A 20168-nucleotide genomic window follows, 5' to 3' on the forward strand; every position below is an offset into this window, starting at 1 on the left:
TCGTTCGTGCTTCTTGAAAGCTGCGATGAAGCGCGGACTCCACGCGCCGGCCGCGCGGCCTATAACCTGAAGGGCGCTCCCGATCACCGCCCGGATACCCATGAATGCCCGATCCCCTCGAAATCACGCGTCGGATCACGATTCCCGATTATGAGCTTTCAGAGCAGTTCCTGACCGCCGGCGGGCCGGGTGGCCAGAACGTCAACAAGGTGGCGAGCGCGGTGCAGCTGCGGTTCTATGCGGCCCGGTCCGGCGCGATCAGTGCGGATGCCAAGCAACGACTGATGCGGATCGCCGGGCGGCGGGCGACCAAGGATGGCGAAGTGCTGATCGAGGCTTCGCGCCACCGCACCCAGGAGCGAAATCGCGAGGATGCGCGCGATCGATTGCGCGACCTGATCCTCGAAGCGCTGAAACCACCCCCGCCACCGCGCAAGAAGACGCGTCCCTCGCGCGGCGCGATGGAGCGACGGCTGAAGGCGAAGAAGGGGCGAGGGCAGATCAAGGCCATGCGGGGCCGGGTCGACGACGGCTGAGCGGAGCGCGCTGATGGAGATGGCGTACACCGTTCCCTGCGCACGGCGTTGAGCCAATAGCTCGGTCTGCACGCGAACCGTTGCATGGGACTGGAGAAGCCGTTCGCTCGAGCGAGCGACAGTCGAGCGGCTGCACCAATCCGCCGCGACCTCTCAAAAATACGCGATTTGCGCTGGCCCGTTTTTGTTACGGAGTAGAGTTACGAAGCCGATTACGACAGTCGTATGTCGAGTTTGAACGTTTTCGTGAAGAAATATTCTGAAACCATTACTCTCGGTTTCGCGTATCTTCCATAATCCTTCAACGCGAAGGGTGCCTGACATCTTCGCGACCCGAAGAGCAGGAAACAAGAATTCAGGCCGAGGAGGTCAATTATTATGTTGAAGACCCTGATCCGCACCACCGCAATCGCATCGCTCGTCATTGGCGGAGCCGCATTCGCGCAGGACGCCAATTCCGGTTCTTCGTCGAGCGGGTCCAGCTCGATGTCCAGTGACACCGGTTCGAATGACATGCCGATGGTCGGCGGCGCTCCGATGGATCCGCAGAAGACCATCGTGGAGAACGCGTCTGAGGCATCGAATCTGACGACGCTCGTCGCAGCGGTCAAAGAGGCCGGCCTTGTAGACGCGCTGTCCGGCGAAGGCCCGCTTACGGTGTTCGCGCCGACGAACGAAGCCTTTGAGAAGCTTCCGGAGGGCACCGTCGAGGAACTCCTGAAGCCGGAGAACAAGCAGCGCCTCACGAAGATCCTCACCTATCACGTGGTGCCGGCCGAAGCGACGTCCGAGGCCGCAATGCAGATGATCCAGGACGATGGCGGAGAGCATCCGGCCAAGACCCTCGAAGGCACCGACATCACGCTTTCGATGGACGGTGATACGATCGTTGTGACCGACGCCGAGGGCAACAAGGCCAACGTCGTTCAGGCCGATGTCATGCAGTCGAATGGCGTCGTACACGTCATCGACACGGTTCTGATGCCGAGCGAATAACTCTCTTAAGGAACCGTTATTATTCGGTTCTCTGTCGCCCGCGCGGGTCAACCGCGCGGGCGAATCTGTGTCCGTGCAGGGATTTGGTGTCGACGCCGCGTCTCAGCGGCTTTCCTCGGAGCGTCGCTGCTGTCGCCTTTCGAAAAGGGCGGCGGGTGCGACTGCGTGAAACTTTTCGCTCGCTCCGCGCGAACCTATCTTAGACGCAACAAGGATTTTCGTCGCCGCCGGACCACCGCGGTGGCAACCTTTCAGGAGACGAACGATGCCCATGCCACGACGCAGCTTTCTTGCCTCTGCCACAGCCCTTGCCGGGGCGGCCGCAGTCGGCCTCTTCACGCGAAACGGGGCGAATGCCGCCGAGGAGACATTCCCCGTCCAGATGTCGGAGAAGCAATGGCGTGAACGCCTGACGCCCGGCCAGTTCGCTGTCTTGCGCGAAGAGGCGACCGAACCGCCGTTCTCCAGCCCTCTCAACGACAACAAGAAGCAGGGTATCTATGCCTGCGCGGGATGCGACAACCCGATCTATTCTTCCGAGACGAAGTTCGATTCGGGCACGGGCTGGCCGAGCTTCTGGGCACCGCTGAGCGAACAGGCCGTTGGTACGCAGACCGACTACAAGCTGATCTATCCGCGCACCGAGGTTCATTGCGCCCGCTGCGGCGGTCATCTGGGCCACATCTTCAACGATGGTCCCAAGCCGACCGGCAAGCGTCACTGCCTCAACGGCGTCGCGCTGAATTTCAAGCCGGGACCGACCAGCGTCGGCTGATGGGCCGAGAGGCCCGATAGAGCGAGACGTTTCGCCGCGTTCTTCTATGAACGCGGCGTTTTTGTTGGAAATCGCGACAGACGTGCCGATTGAAGGTGCGATGGAAGAACCCCATATTCGTGAAGACGGCGGCGGTGCCTCAATGGGCCGAAGCCATCAAGGTCGCTTCACGAAGGATCTGAACTCGAACATCATGAGCCGAACCACCCTATTTTCCAGCCCGTTGCTTCTCGGATTCGACGGCATCGAGCGGACCCTGGAGCGGTTCGCGAAAGGCGGCGACGGTTATCCGCCCTATAATATCGAACGTATCCAGTCCGAAGTGGCTTCAGGATATGTTCAGATGATCCGGATTACACTCGCGGTCGCCGGGTTCCGGCCCGAAGATCTCGAAGTGCTGACGGAGGAAAACCAGCTGATCATTCGCGGCCGTCAGGCCGAGGAAGGCGAGCGGGTCTACCTTCATCGAGGGATCGCCGCGCGACAGTTTCAGAAAGGCTTCTTGCTTGCCGATGGCATGGAAATCATCGGCGCCCAGTTGAAGAACGGCCTCTTGTCCATCGATCTGGCGAAGCCTGAACCGGAACGGATCGTCAGACGAATTGAAATCGCGGTCGAGGAATGATTTTCGATTTCGCGCGTTTGCCTTCCGAGGAGACGAACATGACTGATATGAACATCAACGACGTTACAGAATACGATCTCGCTTCGATCGGTGAGGGCAACATCGCCTATATGCGGCGCATGTCTTCCGACGAGATGATCAAGCGCTTTCCGGTCGGCAACCAGATCGAGCCGGGCCTTGAACTCTGGGCGCTGTTTGGCGCCGACGGTACGCCGCTCGCCGTTTCGGACGATGCGGGATCGATCCTGCAGAGCGCGAGCCAGAACGAGCTTGAGACCGTCAGCATTCACTGACGGTGCTGACGGCGGCATCCGTACCCGAACCAATGAAACAGAACGAAGCGCTTCCGCCTAGCTGGGGGCGCTTTTTTCTTGGGCGATCGAGCGGTGGAAGCATCGCTCAGCGCGCCGTCCAGGCATTCGGGATATGGACCGGCCATCGCCGCGGCACGACGGCGACGATATCGAAGCGCGAAGAAAGCCGTGCGTGGTCGGCCTGATGGCGAAGCCAGTGATCGGCCGCGTTCTCGATGCGGCGCTGAGCATGCGGGCCGACCGCCTCCATCGCCGCCTGGACACTGCTTCGCGCCTTGACCTCGACGAATGCGACGAGATCGCCCTTGCGAGCGATGAGATCGATTTCGCCGCCCTTGACCTTGTAGCGACGGGCGGAAATGCGAAAGCCCTTGAGCATGAGCGCGAGAGCGGCCCTGAATTCCGCAATGTGACCGCGGCGAAACCGCGATCGGCGCTCGGCTTTGCCCGGTCGCTGGCCGCTCCGCCCCGGTCCGCTCATCCCTTGTCCTTCAGAGACAGTGCGCGCTGGTAGAGCTCGCGCCGGGGAAGGCCGGTCAATCGGGCCGCTTCCTGGGAAGCCTTGGCGGGCTTCATTTCGGACAAAAGCCCTGAAAGAATCCCGTCGATGTCCGCTTCGTCTGGGCGCTCCTCCTCGACGGGCGGCCCAACACAGACGACGATTTCGCCCTTGACCGTCTCCATCGCGGCAAATTCGTCGGCAAGCGTCGAAAGTGGGCCGCGATAGATCGTTTCATGCATTTTCGTCAGCTCACGGCAGACGGCCGCCGGGCGATCGCCCAGGGCCGAATGCATCGCCGCGAGGCTGGTGGCGATTCGGTGCGGTGCCTCGTAGAAGACGAGCGTGCCGGGAATGCGGATGAGAGCTTCGAGCCTGTCGGCCCGCGCTTTTTCCTTGGACGGCAGAAATCCTGCGAAAAAGAAGGAATCCGACGGCAGGCCCGAGACCGCCAGAGCCGTGAGCATCGCTGAGGCGCCGGGGATTGCGAAGACCGGAACATCTGCCTCGATTGCGATCCGCACGAGTTCGTAACCTGGATCGGATACCAGCGGCGTTCCGGCATCGGAGACGAGGGCCAGCGATCCGCCGTTTCGCACGGTCTCGATCAGCGCGTCGCCGGCCTTCTCGCCGGAATGCTCATGATAGGCGGTCATCCGCCGCTCGATGCCGTAGCGCTTCAGCAGTTTGCCCGTGACACGTGTATCCTCGCAGGCCAGAAGATCGGCCCCCGCGAGGGTATCGAGTGCACGCAGGCTGGTGTCGTCGAGATGCCCGATCGGCGTTGCGACGAGGTAGAGGCCGGGCTCGGGCCGCCGCGCTTCGTGGGTGGCGTCCCTGATCCTGTAGGTCCGGCTGGTATTCGATTGGGTCATGGGCGCAAGGATTATACGGGCCGGGCAAAGACCGCCAGCGGTCAGTCTTCGCGAATTTCACGACCGTCTTGGAAGGCTTTCCCCGGCTGCTAGAACATGATGCCGAAAAGTTGCATGACTTTTCGGATCACATCATGCGACAAAACAAAAGCTTGGAGCGAAGTGCCGAGCCAGAGTTATCGCATTTCGCTCTATCGCAGCCAGCCTGCAGTCAGGGTCATTTCCGCACGGAAGACATAGGCGCCGGCTTCGTCGCGAACAAGAATCGCGATCGTGTGCGCACTGGCCTCTAGGACTCTCTCCGATGCGATGGTTGGCAGGGCCTCGATCGCAAATTTCTGAATGGCATCGCTGCTGTCGCACTCGATGCCTGTTTCATCGCGGTGTAGCGTCCTGTCGTCCTCTACATCGAAATAGAAGGTCGGCATCGTGCGTGTCGATTGCGAAGTGCGAGCTGTTGTAGCCATTACTCTTCAACAACTTAGCGAGAAAAGATTTCCGCAGGCGTCGCGCTTTATCTCCGTAGCCGGGTGTCGACCAAAGGCTATTCACAACGTCGTTCACGAATTTCTTGGTGCCGCGCCGCGCGGCTCAGGCGAGATCGGCGACCACCGCGTCGAGAACCATCATGCCGGCCGGCGTGCAGCGGAGGCGATCAGGGCCGAGCCGCTCGATCATGCCGTTGTCGATCAGGTCGCGTTCGGCGCGCGGATCGATGGCGCGACCGGACAGTTTTCGCCACCGGGCGAGGTCGACGCCCTCGGTGAGCCGAAGGCCCATGAGAAGAAGCTCATCCGCCTGCTCGGCGGTGTTGAGGGCTTCTTCCACGATCATGCCGTGGTCCCAGTCCTCGACCATCTGCAGCCAGGTTTCCGGCAGGGGCTCGTTGGCCGTGGCGTAGCGGTAGCCATCCCATGACAGGCGCCCATGGGCGCCGGGCCCGACGCCGGCATAGTGGCCGTAGCGCCAATAGGTGAGGTTGTGGCGGCTTTCAGCCCCCGGCACGGCATGGTTTGAGATCTCGTAGGCCGGCAGACCCCTGGCAGCGGTGAGCGTCTGGGTCGCCTCGTAGAGGTCCGCCGAAAGATCGCCGTCCGGGACGATCAGCTTGCCGGCCTTGTGGAGGGCGTGGAAGGCCGTGCCTTCCTCGATCGTCAGCTGGTAGAGCGAGAGATGATCGGCCGCGAGATCGATGGCGCGGGAGAGTTCTGCCTCCCACGCGGTAACCGTCTGGTCCGGCCGGGCATAGATGAGATCGAAGGAGAGGCGGGGGAAGATGTCGCGGGCAAGCCCGATGGCGCGAAGCGCCTCCTCGACGTTGTGCAGGCGGCCGAGGCGCTTCAGATCACGATCGTTGAGCGCCTGCACGCCGAGGGACACCCGGTTGACGCCGGCCGAGCGATAGCCCCGGAACCGGCTCGCCTCGACGCTCGACGGATTGGCTTCGAGGGTGATCTCGGCATCCGGCGCGATGGTCCAGATATTGGCGATCGCGTTGAGGATGATGCCGACCGTCGCCGGCTCCATGAGCGAGGGCGTTCCGCCACCGAGGAAAATGGAGGTGACGCGTTCGCCTTTGGACCGCCGGCCCATCTCCGCCAGCTCGCGCTCGAAGGCCGCCGCATAGCGCGCCTGATCGATCGGCTTCATCCGAACATGGCTGTTGAAGTCGCAATAGGGGCATTTGGCGGCGCAGAAAGGCCAATGGACATAGACGCCGAAGCCGGGGTCCGTGGGGACCGGCTTGAAAGGAAGGACATTCGTCCTCGGCGCTTCGAGAAGGCTCGTGCTCATCGGCCTGAAACTATCCGCTCAATCTGTCCCGAGGGCTTCCCGGGCGAATTTCTGAAAAGCGCGGGCGCGATGGGAGAGGGCATCGGGCTGGCCCGGCTTCCAGGCATGCTTTTCCGCCGACATCATCTCGCCGAAGGTCTTTTCGAGGCCGTCCGGCAGAAAGATCGGGTCGTAGCCGAAGCCGAGCTCTCCGCGCGGCGGCCAGACGATCTGGCCGTGAACCTCGCCGCGATAAAGATGGGTTTCGCCCGACGGCATGGCGAGGCAAAGAACGGCGACGAAGGTCGCACGGCGCTTTTCGGGCGTCGTCGCTCCGGCGGCCTGCATCTTTTCCTCGACATTGCGCATCGCCATGGCGAAATCGCGGTCCGGCCCCGCCCAGCGGGCCGAATAGATGCCCGGATCGCCATTCAGCGCGTCGATCGAGAGACCGGAATCGTCCGACAGGCAGGCAAGGCCGGTCGCCTTGTGCGAGGCGAGGGCCTTGATCTCGGCATTCGCCTCGTAGGTGGTGCCGGTTTCCTCGGGGTCTTCGAGATTCTTCTCCTTGGCGGAGGTGATCTCGAAGCCGAAGGGCTCCATCAGCTCGCGGATTTCCCAGATCTTGCCGCGGTTGTGGCTGGCAACGAGAAGGGGGCCGTCTTCGGGTTTGAGAAGGGGCATGGTCTTTACGCGTCTCCGAGCGCCGTGGTCTGAGCGTCCACCAGTTCGCCGATGCCTTTGCGGGCAAGCGCCATCAGCTGCATGAACTCGTCTTCGGAGAAGGGCGCGCCTTCGGCGGTGCCCTGGATCTCGACGATGCCGCCAGCGCCGGTCATCACGAAATTGGCGTCGGTTTCGGCGACCGAATCCTCCGCATAGTCGAGATCGAGAACCGGCTCGTTCTTGTAGATGCCGCAGGAAACGGCCGCGACATGGCCTTTCAGCACGTCCTTGCGTTGGCACATGCCGCGCGTTTCCATCCACTTCAGACATTCGGCGAGCGCCACGAAGCCGCCGGTGATGGAGGCGGTGCGGGTGCCGCCATCGGCCTGGATCACGTCGCAGTCCACCGTGATCTGACGTTCGCCAAGGGCGCCGAGATCGACGACGGCGCGCAAACTGCGGCCGATGAGACGCTGGATTTCCACCGTACGGCCGCCCTGCTTGCCGGCGGATGCCTCGCGGCGCATGCGGTCTCCCGTCGCGCGGGGCAGCATGCCGTATTCGGCGGTGACCCAGCCCTTGCCGGAGTTCTTCAGCCAGGGCGGAATGCGTTCCTCGAGGCTCGCGGTGCACAGGACATGGGTTTCGCCGAACTTGACGAGGCATGAGCCTTCCGCGTGGCGGTTGACGCCGGTTGTGAGCGAAACCTCGCGCATGGCGTCGGCGGGGCGTTTGGATGGGCGCATGATGGCTCCCGAATAGAAGTGGTTAATGGATCGTTGCCGGCTTCTAACGGGGATGGGCGGCTGAGGGAAGGCGTTGCCGTTCGCGATCAGAGCGGCCCGGCGAAGATGAAGTATGCGCCGAGCGCGATGAAGGCGAAGCCGACCAGATGATTGAGGGTCGGCAGCTCGTTCAGATAGAGCCAGGAGAAGATCACGAAGACCGTCAGCGTGATGACCTCCTGGATCGCCTTGAGGGATGCCGGCGAATAGACCGTGTAGCCGATGCGATTGGCGGGTACGGCGAGACAATATTCGAAAAAGGCGATCGACCAGCTGACGACGATGACGAGGAAGAGGTTCCGGTTCTCGAACTTGAGATGGCCATACCAGGCGAACGTCATGAAAACGTTGGAGGCCATGAGCATCACGATCGGCAGGACATAGGTGGTTGTCGGGTTCATGCGTCAAGTATTCCCACAAGTGACGATGGCCGGGATTTTATCGTGCCGCGTCAAGCCTTTCGGAGGCCGGACGATCTCCCCATATGGCGGAGTGAAAGGATCTCAGCCATGTCCATACCTTATTCCGTTCTCGATCTTTCGCCGATTCCCGACGGTTTCGAGGCGCGCGACGCGCTTGCCAACTCCGCCGACCTCGCAGCCCATGCCGAGACGCTGGGCTATACGCGCTTCTGGATGGCCGAGCACCACAATATGGTGGGCATCGCCAGCGCCGCGACGGCCGTCGCGCTGGGCCATGTGGGCGCGAACACGACGACGATCCGCATCGGCTCCGGCGGCATCATGCTGCCGAACCACTCGCCGCTGATGGTGGCGGAGGCCTTCGGCACGCTGGCAACGCTTTATCCCGGACGTGTCGATCTGGGCCTCGGGCGCGCGCCGGGCACCGACCAGAAGACGGCGATGGCGCTGCGCCGCGCGATGAACGGCGGGGACAGTTTCCCGCAGGACGTGATCGAGCTGATGGGTTATCTCGCGAAGGACGACGACGCGCCCGGCAAGGTTCGTGCGGTGCCGGGCGTCGGCACGGAAGTTCCGATCTTCATTCTGGGTTCGAGCCTTTATGGCGCGCAGCTGGCGGCCTATCTCGGCCTGCCTTATGCCTTTGCCTCCCATTTCGCGCCGGGCGCTCTAGCCGAGGCGGTGACGGCCTATCGGGGGAGCTATCGCCCGTCCGAGCGGCATCCCGACCCGCACTTCATCCTCGCCGCGAACGTCTTCGGCGCGGAAACGGACGAGGAGGGCGCGTTTCTTAAAAGCTCCATGCAGCAGGCCTTCGCCAATCTGCGCTCGGGCAATCCCGGCAAGCTTCCCCGTCCCATCGAGAATTTCGACGAGACCGTCCATCCGGCGATCAAGGCCGGGGTGGACGAGGCCTTGCGGATTTCCGCGGTCGGCTCGCCTGCAAGCGTCAGGGCCACGATCGAGGGCTGGATCGAGCGCTACCGGCCCGACGAAATCATCTTTGCGAGCCAGATCCACGACCATGCGAAGCGCAAGGAAAGCCATCGTATTGCCGCCGAGGCCATGCGGTCGATCGGCGCGGTCCGTCAGGCGGCTTGAGGAGACCTGCTCCGCTCTCTCGTCATGCTCGGGCGCCATACGGGGCTCCTGGGGGATGTGCTCCGCACCTCCTCCTTCGTCATCCCGGCTCGGAGGCCGGGATGACGAGAGTCCAGGAGGACTGGCTGGGATGACGGGTGTTCGAAGCAAGAGAAAGCGCTTGCGAGAGCTCTGAGACAGACACTCTCTTGCCTTGTCCCTCCGAAACGCATCCGGTAGAGCGACCGGGAACGTGCGGCGTGCACATATGCGCGCCTCGATGCACGAACTGAACACGACAAGACAGGACCCTCGCGAGAATGGCCAAGGACAAGAAGCCGAAGCGTGTCACTCCACGTCTGCCGCGCGGCTTTGTCGATCGCGAGGCGCAGGATCTGCGCGCGCAGGAGCAGATGCTCGCGACCATACGCCGGGTGTATGAATCCTATGGATTCGAGCCGGTGGAAACCCCGGTGTTCGAATTCACCGATGCGCTGGGCAAGTTCCTGCCCGATAGCGACCGGCCGAACGAGGGCGTCTTTTCGCTTCAGGACGACGACGAGCAGTGGATGAGCCTGCGCTACGATCTCACTGCGCCGCTCGCCCGCTTCGTCGCCGAGAACTACGAGAGTCTGCCGAAACCCTATCGCAGCTACCGCGCGGGCTACGTCTTCCGAAACGAGAAGCCGGGGCCGGGCCGCTTCCGCCAGTTCATGCAGTTCGACGCCGACATCGTCGGCGCGCCGAATGTCTCGGCCGATGCCGAGATGGCGATGATGATGGCGGACACGATGGAGGCGCTGGGCATTCCGCGCGGCCAGTATGTCATCCGGGTGAACAATCGGAAGGTGCTGGACGGGGTGCTGGAGGCGATCGGCCTCGGCGGTGTGGAGAATGCGGGCCGGCGCCTGACGGTGCTTCGGGCTTTGGATAAATACGACAAGTTCGGTCGTGAAGGAGTTTTGGCGCTTCTAATGAGCGGTCGTACCGATGAGAGCGGAGACCGTACCGACGGCGCACATCTGAACGAGGAGACTGCGCGACAACTGGTCCGCGTCCTCACGCTAAGAACCAATAAATGGGCGCAGGAACAGGGTACACTCTACGACCCGAATCCAAAGATTAATTTCCTGCCCGACAGCGGCGGAGAGCCATACATCACCGACATGCTTTCGGCGATGAGCAAGGTGTACGGAGATTTCAAAAATTTCGAAGAGGGGATTGCGGAATTACGAGTGATCGGAGAGATGGCTGCAGCGGCTGGTTACGGCGATGGTAGAATTCAGATCGACCCCTCCGTCGTCCGCGGCCTCGAATACTACACCGGCCCGGTCTTCGAAGCCGAGCTTCTCTTCGATGTCGTCAACGAGAAGGGCCAGAAGGTGCAGTTCGGCTCGGTCGGCGGCGGCGGGCGCTATGACGGGCTGGTCTCGCGCTTCATGAGCCAGCCGGTCCCGGCAACCGGGTTTTCCATCGGCGTCTCGCGCCTGATGACCGCGCTGAAAAACCTCGGCCGGCTGGAAACCACCGAGCGTACCGGTCCCGTGGTCGTGACCGTGATGGATCGCGACCGCATGGCCGATTATCAGGCGATGGCGACGAAGCTGCGCACTGCGCTCAACGCCGATCCCTCCAAGCCGCCGGTGCCGGTCGAGGTCTTCCAGGGCAATCCGAAGAAGTTCGGCAATCAGCTGCAATATGCCGACCGGCGCAATTCCCCCTGCGTCGTCATTCAGGGCGGCGACGAGAAGGCGGCCGGCAAGGTGCAGGTGAAGGATCTGGCGCTCGGCAAGGAGATGTCGGCGGACATCACCGACAATGCCGAATGGCGCGAGGCGCGGGCCGGACAGGAAATGGTGGACGAGAGCGAACTGGTCTCAGCCGTCACCGCGATCCTCGACCGGCAGGCAAAGAGCCCGTCTGCATGAGTGCGCAGCCTGCGAACGCCGAGTCGCTGGCCGCGCTCTTCGAGTTGCGCGGGGCGAGCGCCATCACGATGGACCTCCTCCAGCCGGCCGAGCCCTATCTCGACACGGCGGGCGAAGCGCTGCGCCGGCGCATCTATCTGACGCGCGGCGAGGCGAGCGTTAATCTGTGCCTGAGGCCGGATTTCACGATCCCCGTCTGCCTGCATCATATCGAGCGGCGCGAGCCGCTGCCCTGCCGCTATTCCTATCGTGGTCTCGTCTTTCGCCAGCCGCGCGAGGCGGAGGGCGAACGCGAACTGGAACAGGCGGGCATCGAGGATCTGGGCGAGCCGAACCTTGCGACGGCCGATGCGCGGGCGGTGGCCGATGCGCTTGCCTCCTGCGAGACGCTCGGCGTGGGCATCAGCGGTGTCGATGTGGTGCTCGGCGATCAGGGACTGTTCGAGGCCTTTCTTTCGGCGCTCGGCCTGCCGGACGGCTGGCAGCGCCGGCTGATCCGCACCTTCGGCGAGGACAAGCAGCTCGTGCAGGTGATGGAGGCTCTCGCCAATCCCGGCGCGGCCTCCCTCGACAATGTGCCGGAAGCGCTGCTGGAGCTTGCCCGCGAGCGGGAAGAGGGCGCGCTGATCCGCGCGATCCGCGATCGCATGGAGGAGGCGGGTCTGCCGCCCCATTCCGGCCGGACGCCCCAGGAAGTGGCCCAGCGGCTGATTGAAAAGGTGGCAACGGCCGAAGGTCGGCTGAGCCATGCCTCGATCGATCTCTTGAAACGGTTTCTTGCCATCGACTGCCCGTTGGACGAGGCGGGACAAGCTGTCCGCGCGCTCGCCGATGGGGCGGGGCTCGTGCTCGACCGGGCGATCGGCTTTTTCGAAACGCGCAATCTCGCGCTGCAGGCGGCGGGCGTCGATCTGTCGTCCATCACCTATCGCGCGGCCTTCGGGCGGCCGATCGATTATTACACCGGCATGGTCTTCGAGGTGATGCCGAAGGGCGGCGGCATGACGCTGGCTGGCGGCGGTCGCTATGACCGGCTTATGACCCTGCTTGGCGCCGAGGAGCGGATACCGGCCGTTGGCTTTTCGCTCTGGCTTGCCCGGCTGGAAGAGCATGGCCGCTTCATCAGCGAGAAAGTGGCCCCATGACGATCACGCTCGGCATTCCCTCCAAGGGCAGGCTCAAGGACAAGACGGTCGAGACGCTGGCCGGTGCCGGCATCACGGTGGAATCGGCCGCCAACGAGCGCTCCTATCGCACCAGCGTGACGGGCTTCGACGGGCTGGAAGTGCTGCTTCTGTCGGCCTCCGAGATTGCGCGGGAGCTGCGCGACGGAGCAATCGATTTCGGCGTGACCGGCGAGGATCTGATCCGCGAGACGATCCCCGAACCGGAGAGTGTGGTGGAGATCGTTGCTCGTCTCGGCTTCGGCCATGCCGATGTCGTGGTCGCGGTGCCCGAAAGCTGGATCGATGTGGAGACGATGGACGATCTCGGCGATGTGGCCGGCGCGTTCCGCGCGCGCCACGGCCGCCGTCTGAGGATCGCGACGAAATACTGGCGCCTGACCCAGAGCCACTTTACTCGGCTGCACGGCATCCAGAGCTACCGGATCGTCGAAAGCCTCGGTGCGACCGAGGGCGCGCCTGCTGCGGGGTCCGCCGACGTGATAGTCGACATCACTTCCACCGGCTCGACCCTGACGGCGAACCATCTGAAGGTTCTCGCCGACGAGCCGATTCTGAAATCGGAAGCCTGTCTCGTGAAGTCGAAGACCCGGCGCCGCTCCGAGAGTGACGAGGCCGAGGCCGCCGAATTTGCCGCACGGTTTGGCAGCGGAGCTTCGGGCACGTAAGCTTTCGACCTTATCTGGACCGATGCGCGTGGGCGCGCGTCGGATGTCAGGCGAAACGGAAACCGCAAGTCTATGCTCGACCGGGAGAGACTGAACGAGGCGCTGACTTTGCTGGGGCGGGATCTTGCCCGGCGCGGCCTGCTCGTCGAGCTCGCGGTCTATGGCGGCAGCGCCCTTATCCTGCAATTTGATTGGCGGCGCGTCACGCAGGATGTGGATGCGGTGGTTCGCGATGGCCATGACCAGGAGAAGCTGGCACCGTCGCTCGCTCATGTCGCGCGCGAAATGGGCCTTCAGGCCGATTGGCTGAACAATGCCGTCGGCATGTTCACGCCGCTGGAGGAGCCCGACGAGTTTTTCGAGTTTTCCGGAAATTATCCGCCGGACGATCAGCCGGGCCTCAGGGTCGTCGTCGCCAATCCGCGCTACATGCTGGCCATGAAGCTTCTGGCGCTGAAGAGCCTCGACAGGGGCGACCGCGATCTCGAAGATGCAAGGAGACTGGCGGCGCATCTCAACATTCGCGACGAGGACGAGCTTCGGACGATCTACGTTTCGATCCACGACGAGGAACCGCCCTTTGAGATTGTGTTGCGGTTCTCCCAAGTGCTCGGAGGCTGACGCGATGCGGCCACAAAGCCTGCGGGAGGTTGCGGAGCGCACGCGCGGTGATCCCGATTGGGACCATCATCTGAGGGAGTTTCTCGATCAGTTCTATGGAGCAGACGGAGAGATCAAGCGGCAATACGAGATGATCGCGGAGGATCCGGGTTTCGTGGAGAATACCCGCTGCGATGCCTTTCTGGGCGGCGTCGGCGAGCATCTGGCCCGGCGCTGGCGGTTGCCGGGGATTCCCCGTTGGGTGCGCCACGAGCGGCGTTATCTCGATATCCCGATGTTTTATCCCGACGATCCGACCGTGCGGCGGTTTCTAATCGCCGTCGCCCCCGCCGCCTTCCGGGTACGGCTGATTTTTACAGGGCCCGATCCCTTGCAGCGGGCGCGCTTTCCCTACCATCGCGGCGTGATCGAGTTTCCGGTCCGATAGTGGTCCGGTCCGCTGGCATTCGCGTTGAGCTTTCGTTGAACGAGACGTGAACGCAAACCGCGCGTTTCATCGAAAAACCCGAATTTCGCGGCCGTTCTTTAGCCTTCGCTCAACGCTTCGCTGCCATGCTTGCCGAAAGAACTCTCGTCTCCAACGGGTTCGAAGGGCAAGGCCATGCATCTTCTCGCGATCGTCTCCATCCTGCCGGACGGCAATGCGTCGACCGGCTACGAGATTGCCAATCAGGCGATTCTGGACGCCTATCGGCGTCAGGGCGTGAAGCTGACCCTGATGGGATATCGGCGACCGGGTGCGGCATTGCCGGAGGATGCGATCTGCCTCGGCGAGGTCGGTATCGAAAACGCGACCGCCTCCGGTTTCCAGAAAGCGGCATGGGTCGCGACCGCCGTCCGGCGCAAGCTGCCGATCACGGCCGCGAAGGTTGCACGATATTCGAGCGCCGAGCTCCTGACCCGGATCAAGAGCGCAGGGAAAATTGACGGCATCGTCTTCTCCTCGATCGCGATGGCGGCGGCCTATCCCTTTCTCTTTGCGGAATATCCGACGATCTTCGTCGCCCATAACGTCGAGAATCGTTCGGCCATCGAGAACGCCGCCAATGCCCAGAGCGCGATCGACCGGGTGCTCTACAAGCGCGAGGCCCAGCTTCTGGAGCGGGCCGAAATGCATGCCTGCGCACGGGCCCGCGTGATCCACACGCTGGCCGAGGAGGACAAGGTCGGCCTCGATCTGGCGCGCGACGAGCGCGCGATCAACCTGCCGCTGGTCGTCGGTCGCGCGCCGGTCGTCGATACGGGACGACGCACGCAGGATATCGGCATGATCGGCACCTGGAGCTGGGCGCCAAATCGTGTCGGTCTCGACTGGTTCCTGAACGATGTCGTGCCTCTTCTGCCGCTCGACTTCGAGATCGCCATCGCCGGTCGCTTCGATGGCGAGCCGCCGAAGACAGCGAGGAATGTCCGTTTTCCGGGCCGTGTCGACAGCGCGCAAGCCTTCGTCCACGGATCACGCGTTCTGGCGCTTGCCACAAAGGCGGGGACGGGGGTCCAGCTGAAGACGCTTGAGACCTTCGAGGAGGGGATGCCGGCGGTTGCGACGAGCCTGGCGCTGCGGGGCGTCTCTCATATTCCGGGCAATGTGCGGCGAGCCGATCGAGCCGCCGACTTCGCCCGTGCCCTGATCGATCTCGTCGAAAAGGAGCGGGCCGGAACAATCGGCCGCGTGGATGGCGGTGCGTTCGCGAAAGCCCAGAAATCGCAGCTCGACGCTGCGATCGCGTCGGGTCTTGAACGGCTCGGCGCCACGAACGGCACCTTCCGCCCGAAGATCGTGGCGGGGACCTCTCACGCAGCCAGTTTGAAGGCGAGCGCATGATGAGGGCCGGTTACGACGATATTGAAGGCGGCGGCCCGGTTTTCGGCGAGCCGACCACTGCTGCGACCGGCACGATGATGCTGGCCGGTGTGCAGATCGAAGACAGAAGCGGCGAGGATATCATCGCGCGTCTCGTTCAATGCCTTAGCGGCGAGGGCTTTCTGCGTATCGCCTTTCTGAACGCCCATTGCGTCAATCTCGCGCGGCGCAACGACGCCTATCGCCAGGCGCTTCAGGAATGCGTCGTGCTGCCTGACGGGATCGGTGTCGATCTCGGTGCGCGGCTGCTCTACGGGCGCAAGTTCACGGAAAATCTCAACGGCACGGATTTCGTGCCGCGCTTCTTCAGGCAGGCCAAGACCCCGCTGAAGGTTGGTCTGGTGGGCGGTGCTCCGGGCGTTGCCGAAAAGGCCGCCGAGACGCTGCGCCGGTTGACGCCGGTCCATCGGTTCGTCGCCGTCTCCGATGGCTTCTTCGGCGATGCCGGGCGCGGCCCGGTGCTTTCGCAGCTGCAAGAGGGGCGTTTCGATGTCGTGCTCGTGGCGATGGGCGTTCCCGCGCAGGAGCGTTTCATGGTGGAGCATCTGGGCGCCGCTCACGGCCGCATCCTGATTGGCGTCGGGGCGCTTTTCGATTTTCTGGCCGGAGAGGTCGTCAGGGCGCCGCGTGCTGTGCGCAAACTTCGGCTGGAATGGGCATGGCGGCTGGGTCTGGAGCCGTCGCGGCTCTGGCGGCGCTATGTGATCGGCAATCCGCTCTTCATCGCCGAGATTCTGCGTGATCGTCTGGCGCCGCGCGCGATCCGGTAGCGCTTGACAGGGACGCCGGGAACAATCCTTAACCCGTGCATGTCGTTTCAGCGGGAAAGCCAATATCCGTGTCCCAAGCCATCGTCACGTCGAGCTACCGCGGAGATTTCGAGCGTTGCCGCCTTCTCTGCGATTCCATCGATGCGCGGGTCAGTGGGCATACGCGGCATATCCTGGCGGTCGAAGCCCGCGACGTCCCGCTGTTCAGGGCGCTTGAGGGCCCGAAGCGCGAGGTCGTCGACGAGCGCGATCTCTTCCCCTGGTGGTTGCGAGCATTTCCCGATCCGACGCATTTCGGCAAGCGGCGGATCTGGCTGACGCCGAAGGGCCCGCCATTGCGCGGCTGGCACACCCAGCAGCTTCGCCGAATCATGCTTGCTGCCAAACTGGAAGAATCCGCAATGATCACCGTCGATTCCGACGTGGTGTTCTTGCGGGACTTCGATACCGGTCACTTCGAGGACGAGGCGGGCCGGATCGCGTTCTACCGCAAGCCCGGCGGCGTTCGTGCTGCCATGGAGAAATACCAGAAGGAGCATTACGACTGGTCGCGAAAGGCCGGCGAGTTTCTGGGTATCGCCGAACCCGAAACCACCGATACCGGCTATATCGCGACGCTGATCGCCTGGAATACCGACAGCGTTCGGGACATGAGTGCGCGGATCGAAAGCGTCACCGGGCAGTCTGCGATCAGCGCGCTTTCGCGCACGCGGGCGCTCTCGGAATGCACGATCTACGGCCGCTATGTGGACGAGGTCGAGAACCGGCCGGACCGGCATTTCACCACCAACGACCAGCTCTGTACCATGTACTGGGACGGCGAGGCGATGAGCGAAAAGGCGCTGGAACAATTCTTCCAGTCCCTTGAGCCGCAGCATGTCGCGGTCGGCATCCAGTCCTTCACGGGAACGGACAGCGCGCTGGTGCGCAAGGTTGCGGGCCTCGCCTGAGCTGCGCCCGGCGATACGAGGCTCAGGAGACGGCGTGAACGCCGCGGCCGCTTCGATCCCGCTGCATGACCGGCCAGCCGCGCCAGTCGAGGGCCGTGTAGCTGGCAAAGGCCGACATGAGCCAGAGAAGGGCGAAGACCCCGTTCAGCATCACGATCCAGGTTGCCTCATCCGCGAAAGACAGGAGGAGGACGGCGAGAAGGCCAGCCTTGAGAAGCGCGGCGGTTGCGAGGATCGCGACGCGGATGGTCGTCTTGCCGCGCGCATAGAGAAGATCGGCCTGATATTCGACGAGGTTGCGGAAGGCCGGCACCATCAGGGGCAGAAGCACGAGGGGCGCGGCGTCGGCGACGTTCTGGCCGAGAGCGGTCGGGAAGAGCCATAGAAAACCGCCAAGCGCCACGAGCCCGCCCGTCGATACGAAAGCGATGGCGGCTTCGATGCCGACCCGCCGCTTCCAGCTGTCGAGGAAGGAAGGCGCCTTCATGATCTTCTGGACGATCAGCGTGTTGAAGGAGCGCATGGGAATGGCCGTCAGATCCACGAGCCGCATGATGATGGCATAGATACCGGCAGCGGCCGGACCGCCGACGGCGAGCACCAGGAGCTTGTCGAGATCGGACTGGAGGTAGAAGACCATGTCGGCGCCCGAAACCGAGATGCTGTCGCGCCAGCGCGCCAGATAGAGCTCCGGTCGAAAGCGCAGGCGCTGACGTGGATAGGTGACGGCGATCGCGATGACGGCGGCCAGGGTGTTGGCGGTGAAGTAGCACACCGCCCAGGTGAAGAGGTCGCCGCCGGCCAGGAACCAGAAGCCGACCGCCGCCACCGCTTTGACCGCCGATCCGAAGATCGTGAAGATGGCGCCGCGTCCGAACCGGCCGATGCCGTTGTTGACGATGATGACGATCTCGAGCGAGCGCCAGCCGATGACTTCCGCCGCAAGAACGAGTGCAAAGGCGGCGATGCCCATCTCGCCGGCGAAGGCGACGAGATAGAAGATCGCCGCGATGATCGCGACCAGTGGCAGTGACAGAACGGAAGCGGCGATATAGCCGGCGGTATAGGTCCCGATGAGGTTCGGCTTGACGGTCGCAGCCCTGTAGAGCGGAGAATAAAAGCCGAGGCCGCAGACCCGTGAAAGCATGACGCCGGTGGCCGAGGCGGTTGCGAACAGGCCGAAATCGCCGATCGAAAGCGCATTGGCGATACAGACGAAATAGCCGAGCGACAGGACGAGGCGGCCCATCGATCCCGAGATCAGGGAGACGTAATCGCGAAAAACGCTTAGGTTCCCTTTAAGGGTTTGACGCAACACTGCGATCGGGCTCATGGGGCGTTTCGCTCCGGCGTTTTCGGGAGACTGATCGTTGTCAGCGGATGCAGGAAGTCTCAAGCGATCCGGCGCGACCAGCCACATGCGTTGCGCGCAGTCTAGCGCTCAGCCGTTAACGCGTCGTTCCGTTCTGAAGGCCGGGGCGGGCATGGCTGCGGCCGCCAGCCTGTGGCATCCCTCGAAAGCCGGCGCGCAAGCGATCCAGACACCGCTGGGTGGGGCGATCCAGACCGAATATCTCGACAGCGATCCGAACTACGTTCCTGCCTTCCTTGAACATTATGACCTCGTCATGCCGATGAACGAGCTGAAATTCGACCTGATCCATCCCGGACCCGATCAATGGAATTTCGAGCCGGCCGACCGGATCGTCGATCTGGCGCTCTCAAATGGCAAGTTGACCCGTGGAACCTGCCATGTCTGGTGGGGCGCGACGCCGGGCTGGGTCGAGCAAATCGACAGCCGCCGCGAGGCCGAGCGGGTGCTGATCGAGCATATCGAGAGGGTGAGCGATCGCTATCGCGGCAAGCTGACGGGCTGGGACGTCGTCAACGAGGTGATCGCCTACGATCCGCGCGAAGACGGGCCGCTGCGCGATACCTACTGGCTGAGAATGCTTGGGCCCCGGCATATTCCGCTTGCCTTTCAGGCAGTAGCGCGGACCGATCCGGCCGCGCGGCTCGTCATCAACGACTTCGATCTCGAATGGAAGGGCGAACTCTACGCTGCCCGCCGCGGGGTGATGCTGGATCTGGTGCGTCAGATGCAGGACGGCGGCATCGATGTCGGCGGCGTCGGCATTCAGGGGCACCTCTATGTGGGTCGCGAGATCGACAAGGAGGGGCTGGAGCGATTTCACCGGGATCTCGACCGGCTGGGCGTCTCGCTCCTCGTCACGGAACTCGACGTGATCGACTTCGAAAGCCCGGCTGAACCGGAGGTCATGGACCGGGCTGCCTATGCCATTGTGAGGGATTTTCTCGACGGTATCTTTGCCTGGAAGCGGCCGGAGATGATCGTCGTCTGGGGTATTACCGACAGCTACAGCTGGATTCCGGATGTGATGCCCCGCGACGATGGAGCGCCGCACCGGCCGCTGCCGCTGACGCGCGATTATCGGGAAAAGGAATGGATGAGGCTTCTCAAGCAGCGTGTCTCGACACAAAGCTAATCGGCGTCGAAACAATGTCCGGTCCGGATTTGCCGCGCCTGCTTTCCGCGCGGCACCGAACAAGGCGCATCACGGTCCGTTCGATGCGCATCGTTCTGGTTGTCCGACGCTGTCCGTGTCGAGAGACGACGCAATTCGACGCGAACGAGCGAAACGATCGCCGCGTGGAGGTTTCGCGCGTCATGGGCGATCTCACGATCCGCGACGCGATCGGCTTTTTCAGCCAGCTCTCTCGCCTGGGCTTCGATCAACTGAAGCATGCCGCACTCCTCCCGTAAGTACATCACGACACAGTAACGGTTCCGTGATGTGGGCGCAAGGTGCAACGGT

24 protein-coding genes are annotated in these 20168 nt (G+C 63.1%); 15 read left to right on the forward strand and 9 right to left on the reverse strand.

Features of this window, described 5'->3' with window-relative positions; translation table 11 throughout:
• Window positions 1-104 precede the first annotated feature (104 nt).
• The 5 genes from arfB to ABDX79_RS07860 all read left to right on the forward strand — a co-directional run bounded on the left by arfB (window position 105) and on the right by ABDX79_RS07860 (window position 3225).
• Window positions 105-536, forward strand: a complete 432-nt coding sequence (arfB, locus tag ABDX79_RS07840; protein WP_346219720.1) for an alternative ribosome rescue aminoacyl-tRNA hydrolase ArfB — start codon at window positions 105-107, stop codon at window positions 534-536.
• 378 nt (window positions 537-914) lie between these two features.
• Window positions 915-1532, forward strand: coding sequence for a fasciclin domain-containing protein (locus ABDX79_RS07845; protein ID WP_346219721.1), 618 nt, complete (start codon window positions 915-917; stop codon window positions 1530-1532).
• Between the two features lie 271 nt (window positions 1533-1803).
• Window positions 1804-2307, forward strand: coding sequence for a peptide-methionine (R)-S-oxide reductase MsrB (gene msrB, locus ABDX79_RS07850; RefSeq protein ID WP_346219860.1), 504 nt, complete (start codon window positions 1804-1806; stop codon window positions 2305-2307).
• A gap of 193 nt (window positions 2308-2500) precedes the next feature.
• Window positions 2501-2932 carry an Hsp20 family protein gene (locus ABDX79_RS07855; RefSeq protein ID WP_346219722.1) on the forward strand — a complete coding sequence of 144 codons (432 nt, stop codon included), beginning with the start codon at window positions 2501-2503 and terminating at the stop codon, window positions 2930-2932.
• Window positions 2933-2970: 38 nt separating this feature from the next.
• Complete coding sequence (locus ABDX79_RS07860) at window positions 2971-3225, forward strand: BQ00720 family protein (protein WP_346219723.1); 255 nt, start codon at window positions 2971-2973, stop codon at window positions 3223-3225.
• 106 nt (window positions 3226-3331) lie between these two features.
• On the opposite strand, the gene ABDX79_RS07865 is transcribed toward ABDX79_RS07860, so the two are convergent.
• The 7 genes from ABDX79_RS07865 to ABDX79_RS07895 form a co-directional block, all read right to left on the reverse strand.
• Window positions 3332-3727: a YraN family protein gene (locus ABDX79_RS07865; protein ID WP_346219724.1), complete on the reverse strand. Its 396-nt coding sequence runs from the start codon at window positions 3725-3727 to the stop codon at window positions 3332-3334.
• Window positions 3724-4620, reverse strand: a complete 897-nt coding sequence (rsmI, locus tag ABDX79_RS07870; RefSeq protein WP_346219725.1) for a 16S rRNA (cytidine(1402)-2'-O)-methyltransferase — start codon at window positions 4618-4620, stop codon at window positions 3724-3726. Before rsmI ends, ABDX79_RS07865 begins: the two co-directional genes overlap by 4 nt.
• A gap of 191 nt (window positions 4621-4811) precedes the next feature.
• The gene (locus ABDX79_RS07875) at window positions 4812-5087 is read right to left on the reverse strand and encodes a DUF6894 family protein (RefSeq protein ID WP_346219726.1); all 276 of its coding nucleotides are present in this window, start codon (window positions 5085-5087) and stop codon (window positions 4812-4814) included.
• Between the two features lie 124 nt (window positions 5088-5211).
• The gene (gene hemW / locus ABDX79_RS07880) at window positions 5212-6414 is read right to left on the reverse strand and encodes a radical SAM family heme chaperone HemW (RefSeq protein ID WP_346219727.1); all 1203 of its coding nucleotides are present in this window, start codon (window positions 6412-6414) and stop codon (window positions 5212-5214) included.
• 18 nt (window positions 6415-6432) lie between these two features.
• A complete protein-coding gene (gene rdgB, locus ABDX79_RS07885; protein WP_346219728.1) occupies window positions 6433-7077 on the reverse strand; it encodes an RdgB/HAM1 family non-canonical purine NTP pyrophosphatase in 645 nt (214 codons plus the stop codon).
• A 5-nt stretch (window positions 7078-7082) separates the two neighbouring features.
• A complete protein-coding gene (gene rph / locus ABDX79_RS07890; RefSeq protein ID WP_346219729.1) occupies window positions 7083-7805 on the reverse strand; it encodes a ribonuclease PH in 723 nt (240 codons plus the stop codon).
• 86 nt (window positions 7806-7891) lie between these two features.
• Window positions 7892-8245 (reverse strand): DMT family protein, encoded by a 354-nt coding sequence (locus ABDX79_RS07895; protein WP_346219730.1) that lies wholly within the window; start codon window positions 8243-8245, stop codon window positions 7892-7894.
• 108 nt (window positions 8246-8353) lie between these two features.
• Here ABDX79_RS07895 and ABDX79_RS07900 point away from each other — a divergent pair, with 108 nt between their 5' ends.
• From ABDX79_RS07900 to ABDX79_RS07940, 9 genes are all read left to right on the forward strand, one after another.
• Window positions 8354-9367, forward strand: coding sequence for an LLM class flavin-dependent oxidoreductase (locus tag ABDX79_RS07900; protein WP_346219731.1), 1014 nt, complete (start codon window positions 8354-8356; stop codon window positions 9365-9367).
• Between the two features lie 299 nt (window positions 9368-9666).
• Entirely contained in the window at window positions 9667-11274 is a 1608-nt protein-coding gene (gene hisS / locus ABDX79_RS07905) for a histidine--tRNA ligase (RefSeq protein ID WP_346219732.1), read from the forward strand.
• Entirely contained in the window at window positions 11271-12419 is a 1149-nt protein-coding gene (locus tag ABDX79_RS07910) for an ATP phosphoribosyltransferase regulatory subunit (RefSeq protein WP_346219733.1), read from the forward strand. Before hisS ends, ABDX79_RS07910 begins: the two co-directional genes overlap by 4 nt.
• Window positions 12416-13126, forward strand: a complete 711-nt coding sequence (gene hisG, locus ABDX79_RS07915; protein ID WP_346219734.1) for an ATP phosphoribosyltransferase — start codon at window positions 12416-12418, stop codon at window positions 13124-13126. Before ABDX79_RS07910 ends, hisG begins: the two co-directional genes overlap by 4 nt.
• 72 nt (window positions 13127-13198) lie before the next feature.
• Window positions 13199-13747, forward strand: a complete 549-nt coding sequence (locus ABDX79_RS07920; RefSeq protein WP_346219735.1) for a hypothetical protein — start codon at window positions 13199-13201, stop codon at window positions 13745-13747.
• A 4-nt stretch (window positions 13748-13751) separates the two neighbouring features.
• A complete protein-coding gene (locus ABDX79_RS07925; RefSeq protein ID WP_346219736.1) occupies window positions 13752-14174 on the forward strand; it encodes a hypothetical protein in 423 nt (140 codons plus the stop codon).
• Between the two features lie 174 nt (window positions 14175-14348).
• The gene (locus ABDX79_RS07930) at window positions 14349-15572 is read left to right on the forward strand and encodes a glycosyltransferase family 4 protein (protein ID WP_346219737.1); all 1224 of its coding nucleotides are present in this window, start codon (window positions 14349-14351) and stop codon (window positions 15570-15572) included.
• Window positions 15569-16381 (forward strand): WecB/TagA/CpsF family glycosyltransferase, encoded by an 813-nt coding sequence (locus ABDX79_RS07935; RefSeq protein WP_346219738.1) that lies wholly within the window; start codon window positions 15569-15571, stop codon window positions 16379-16381. Before ABDX79_RS07930 ends, ABDX79_RS07935 begins: the two co-directional genes overlap by 4 nt.
• Window positions 16382-16449: 68 nt before the next feature.
• Window positions 16450-17331, forward strand: coding sequence for a DUF6492 family protein (locus tag ABDX79_RS07940; protein WP_346219739.1), 882 nt, complete (start codon window positions 16450-16452; stop codon window positions 17329-17331).
• 22 nt (window positions 17332-17353) lie between these two features.
• Here the strand turns inward: ABDX79_RS07940 and ABDX79_RS07945 are convergent, their stop codons facing one another.
• The gene (locus ABDX79_RS07945; RefSeq protein ID WP_346219740.1) at window positions 17354-18664 is read right to left on the reverse strand and encodes a lipopolysaccharide biosynthesis protein; all 1311 of its coding nucleotides are present in this window, start codon (window positions 18662-18664) and stop codon (window positions 17354-17356) included.
• Window positions 18665-18815: 151 nt separating this feature from the next.
• Here ABDX79_RS07945 and ABDX79_RS07950 point away from each other — a divergent pair, with 151 nt between their 5' ends.
• Window positions 18816-19838 carry an endo-1,4-beta-xylanase gene (locus ABDX79_RS07950; protein WP_346219741.1) on the forward strand — a complete coding sequence of 341 codons (1023 nt, stop codon included), beginning with the start codon at window positions 18816-18818 and terminating at the stop codon, window positions 19836-19838.
• Here the strand turns inward: ABDX79_RS07950 and ABDX79_RS07955 are convergent.
• Window positions 19835-20098 (reverse strand): hypothetical protein, encoded by a 264-nt coding sequence (locus tag ABDX79_RS07955; RefSeq protein WP_346219742.1) that lies wholly within the window; start codon window positions 20096-20098, stop codon window positions 19835-19837. The genes ABDX79_RS07950 and ABDX79_RS07955 overlap by 4 nt on opposite strands.
• Window positions 20099-20168 lie beyond the last annotated feature (70 nt).

This window comes from Fulvimarina fulva, from assembly GCF_039652615.1.
Classification (GTDB): Bacteria; Pseudomonadota; Alphaproteobacteria; order Rhizobiales; family Rhizobiaceae; genus Fulvimarina.

What these genes read in the sequence shown, in the direction of transcription:
- ABDX79_RS07945 (WP_346219740.1), bottom strand. Translation starts at nt 18,664, where the DNA reads ATGAGCCCGATCGCAGTGTTGCGTCAAACCCTTAAAGGGAACCTAAGC.
- ABDX79_RS07855 (WP_346219722.1), top strand. Translation starts at nt 2,501, where the DNA reads ATGAGCCGAACCACCCTATTTTCCAGCCCGTTGCTTCTCGGATTCGAC.
- ABDX79_RS07845 (WP_346219721.1), top strand. Translation starts at nt 915, where the DNA reads ATGTTGAAGACCCTGATCCGCACCACCGCAATCGCATCGCTCGTCATT.
- rph (WP_346219729.1), bottom strand. Translation starts at nt 7,805, where the DNA reads ATGCGCCCATCCAAACGCCCCGCCGACGCCATGCGCGAGGTTTCGCTC.
- ABDX79_RS07875 (WP_346219726.1), bottom strand. Translation starts at nt 5,087, where the DNA reads ATGGCTACAACAGCTCGCACTTCGCAATCGACACGCACGATGCCGACC.
- msrB (WP_346219860.1), top strand. Translation starts at nt 1,804, where the DNA reads ATGCCACGACGCAGCTTTCTTGCCTCTGCCACAGCCCTTGCCGGGGCG.
- hisG (WP_346219734.1), top strand. Translation starts at nt 12,416, where the DNA reads ATGACGATCACGCTCGGCATTCCCTCCAAGGGCAGGCTCAAGGACAAG.
- ABDX79_RS07860 (WP_346219723.1), top strand. Translation starts at nt 2,971, where the DNA reads ATGACTGATATGAACATCAACGACGTTACAGAATACGATCTCGCTTCG.
- ABDX79_RS07955 (WP_346219742.1), bottom strand. Translation starts at nt 20,098, where the DNA reads ATGCTTCAGTTGATCGAAGCCCAGGCGAGAGAGCTGGCTGAAAAAGCC.
- ABDX79_RS07865 (WP_346219724.1), bottom strand. Translation starts at nt 3,727, where the DNA reads ATGAGCGGACCGGGGCGGAGCGGCCAGCGACCGGGCAAAGCCGAGCGC.
- hisS (WP_346219732.1), top strand. Translation starts at nt 9,667, where the DNA reads ATGGCCAAGGACAAGAAGCCGAAGCGTGTCACTCCACGTCTGCCGCGC.
- rdgB (WP_346219728.1), bottom strand. Translation starts at nt 7,077, where the DNA reads ATGCCCCTTCTCAAACCCGAAGACGGCCCCCTTCTCGTTGCCAGCCAC.
- ABDX79_RS07935 (WP_346219738.1), top strand. Translation starts at nt 15,569, where the DNA reads ATGATGAGGGCCGGTTACGACGATATTGAAGGCGGCGGCCCGGTTTTC.
- rsmI (WP_346219725.1), bottom strand. Translation starts at nt 4,620, where the DNA reads ATGACCCAATCGAATACCAGCCGGACCTACAGGATCAGGGACGCCACC.
- ABDX79_RS07895 (WP_346219730.1), bottom strand. Translation starts at nt 8,245, where the DNA reads ATGAACCCGACAACCACCTATGTCCTGCCGATCGTGATGCTCATGGCC.
- ABDX79_RS07950 (WP_346219741.1), top strand. Translation starts at nt 18,816, where the DNA reads ATGGCTGCGGCCGCCAGCCTGTGGCATCCCTCGAAAGCCGGCGCGCAA.
- ABDX79_RS07930 (WP_346219737.1), top strand. Translation starts at nt 14,349, where the DNA reads ATGCATCTTCTCGCGATCGTCTCCATCCTGCCGGACGGCAATGCGTCG.
- ABDX79_RS07920 (WP_346219735.1), top strand. Translation starts at nt 13,199, where the DNA reads ATGCTCGACCGGGAGAGACTGAACGAGGCGCTGACTTTGCTGGGGCGG.
- hemW (WP_346219727.1), bottom strand. Translation starts at nt 6,414, where the DNA reads ATGAGCACGAGCCTTCTCGAAGCGCCGAGGACGAATGTCCTTCCTTTC.
- ABDX79_RS07900 (WP_346219731.1), top strand. Translation starts at nt 8,354, where the DNA reads ATGTCCATACCTTATTCCGTTCTCGATCTTTCGCCGATTCCCGACGGT.
- ABDX79_RS07925 (WP_346219736.1), top strand. Translation starts at nt 13,752, where the DNA reads ATGCGGCCACAAAGCCTGCGGGAGGTTGCGGAGCGCACGCGCGGTGAT.
- arfB (WP_346219720.1), top strand. Translation starts at nt 105, where the DNA reads ATGCCCGATCCCCTCGAAATCACGCGTCGGATCACGATTCCCGATTAT.
- ABDX79_RS07910 (WP_346219733.1), top strand. Translation starts at nt 11,271, where the DNA reads ATGAGTGCGCAGCCTGCGAACGCCGAGTCGCTGGCCGCGCTCTTCGAG.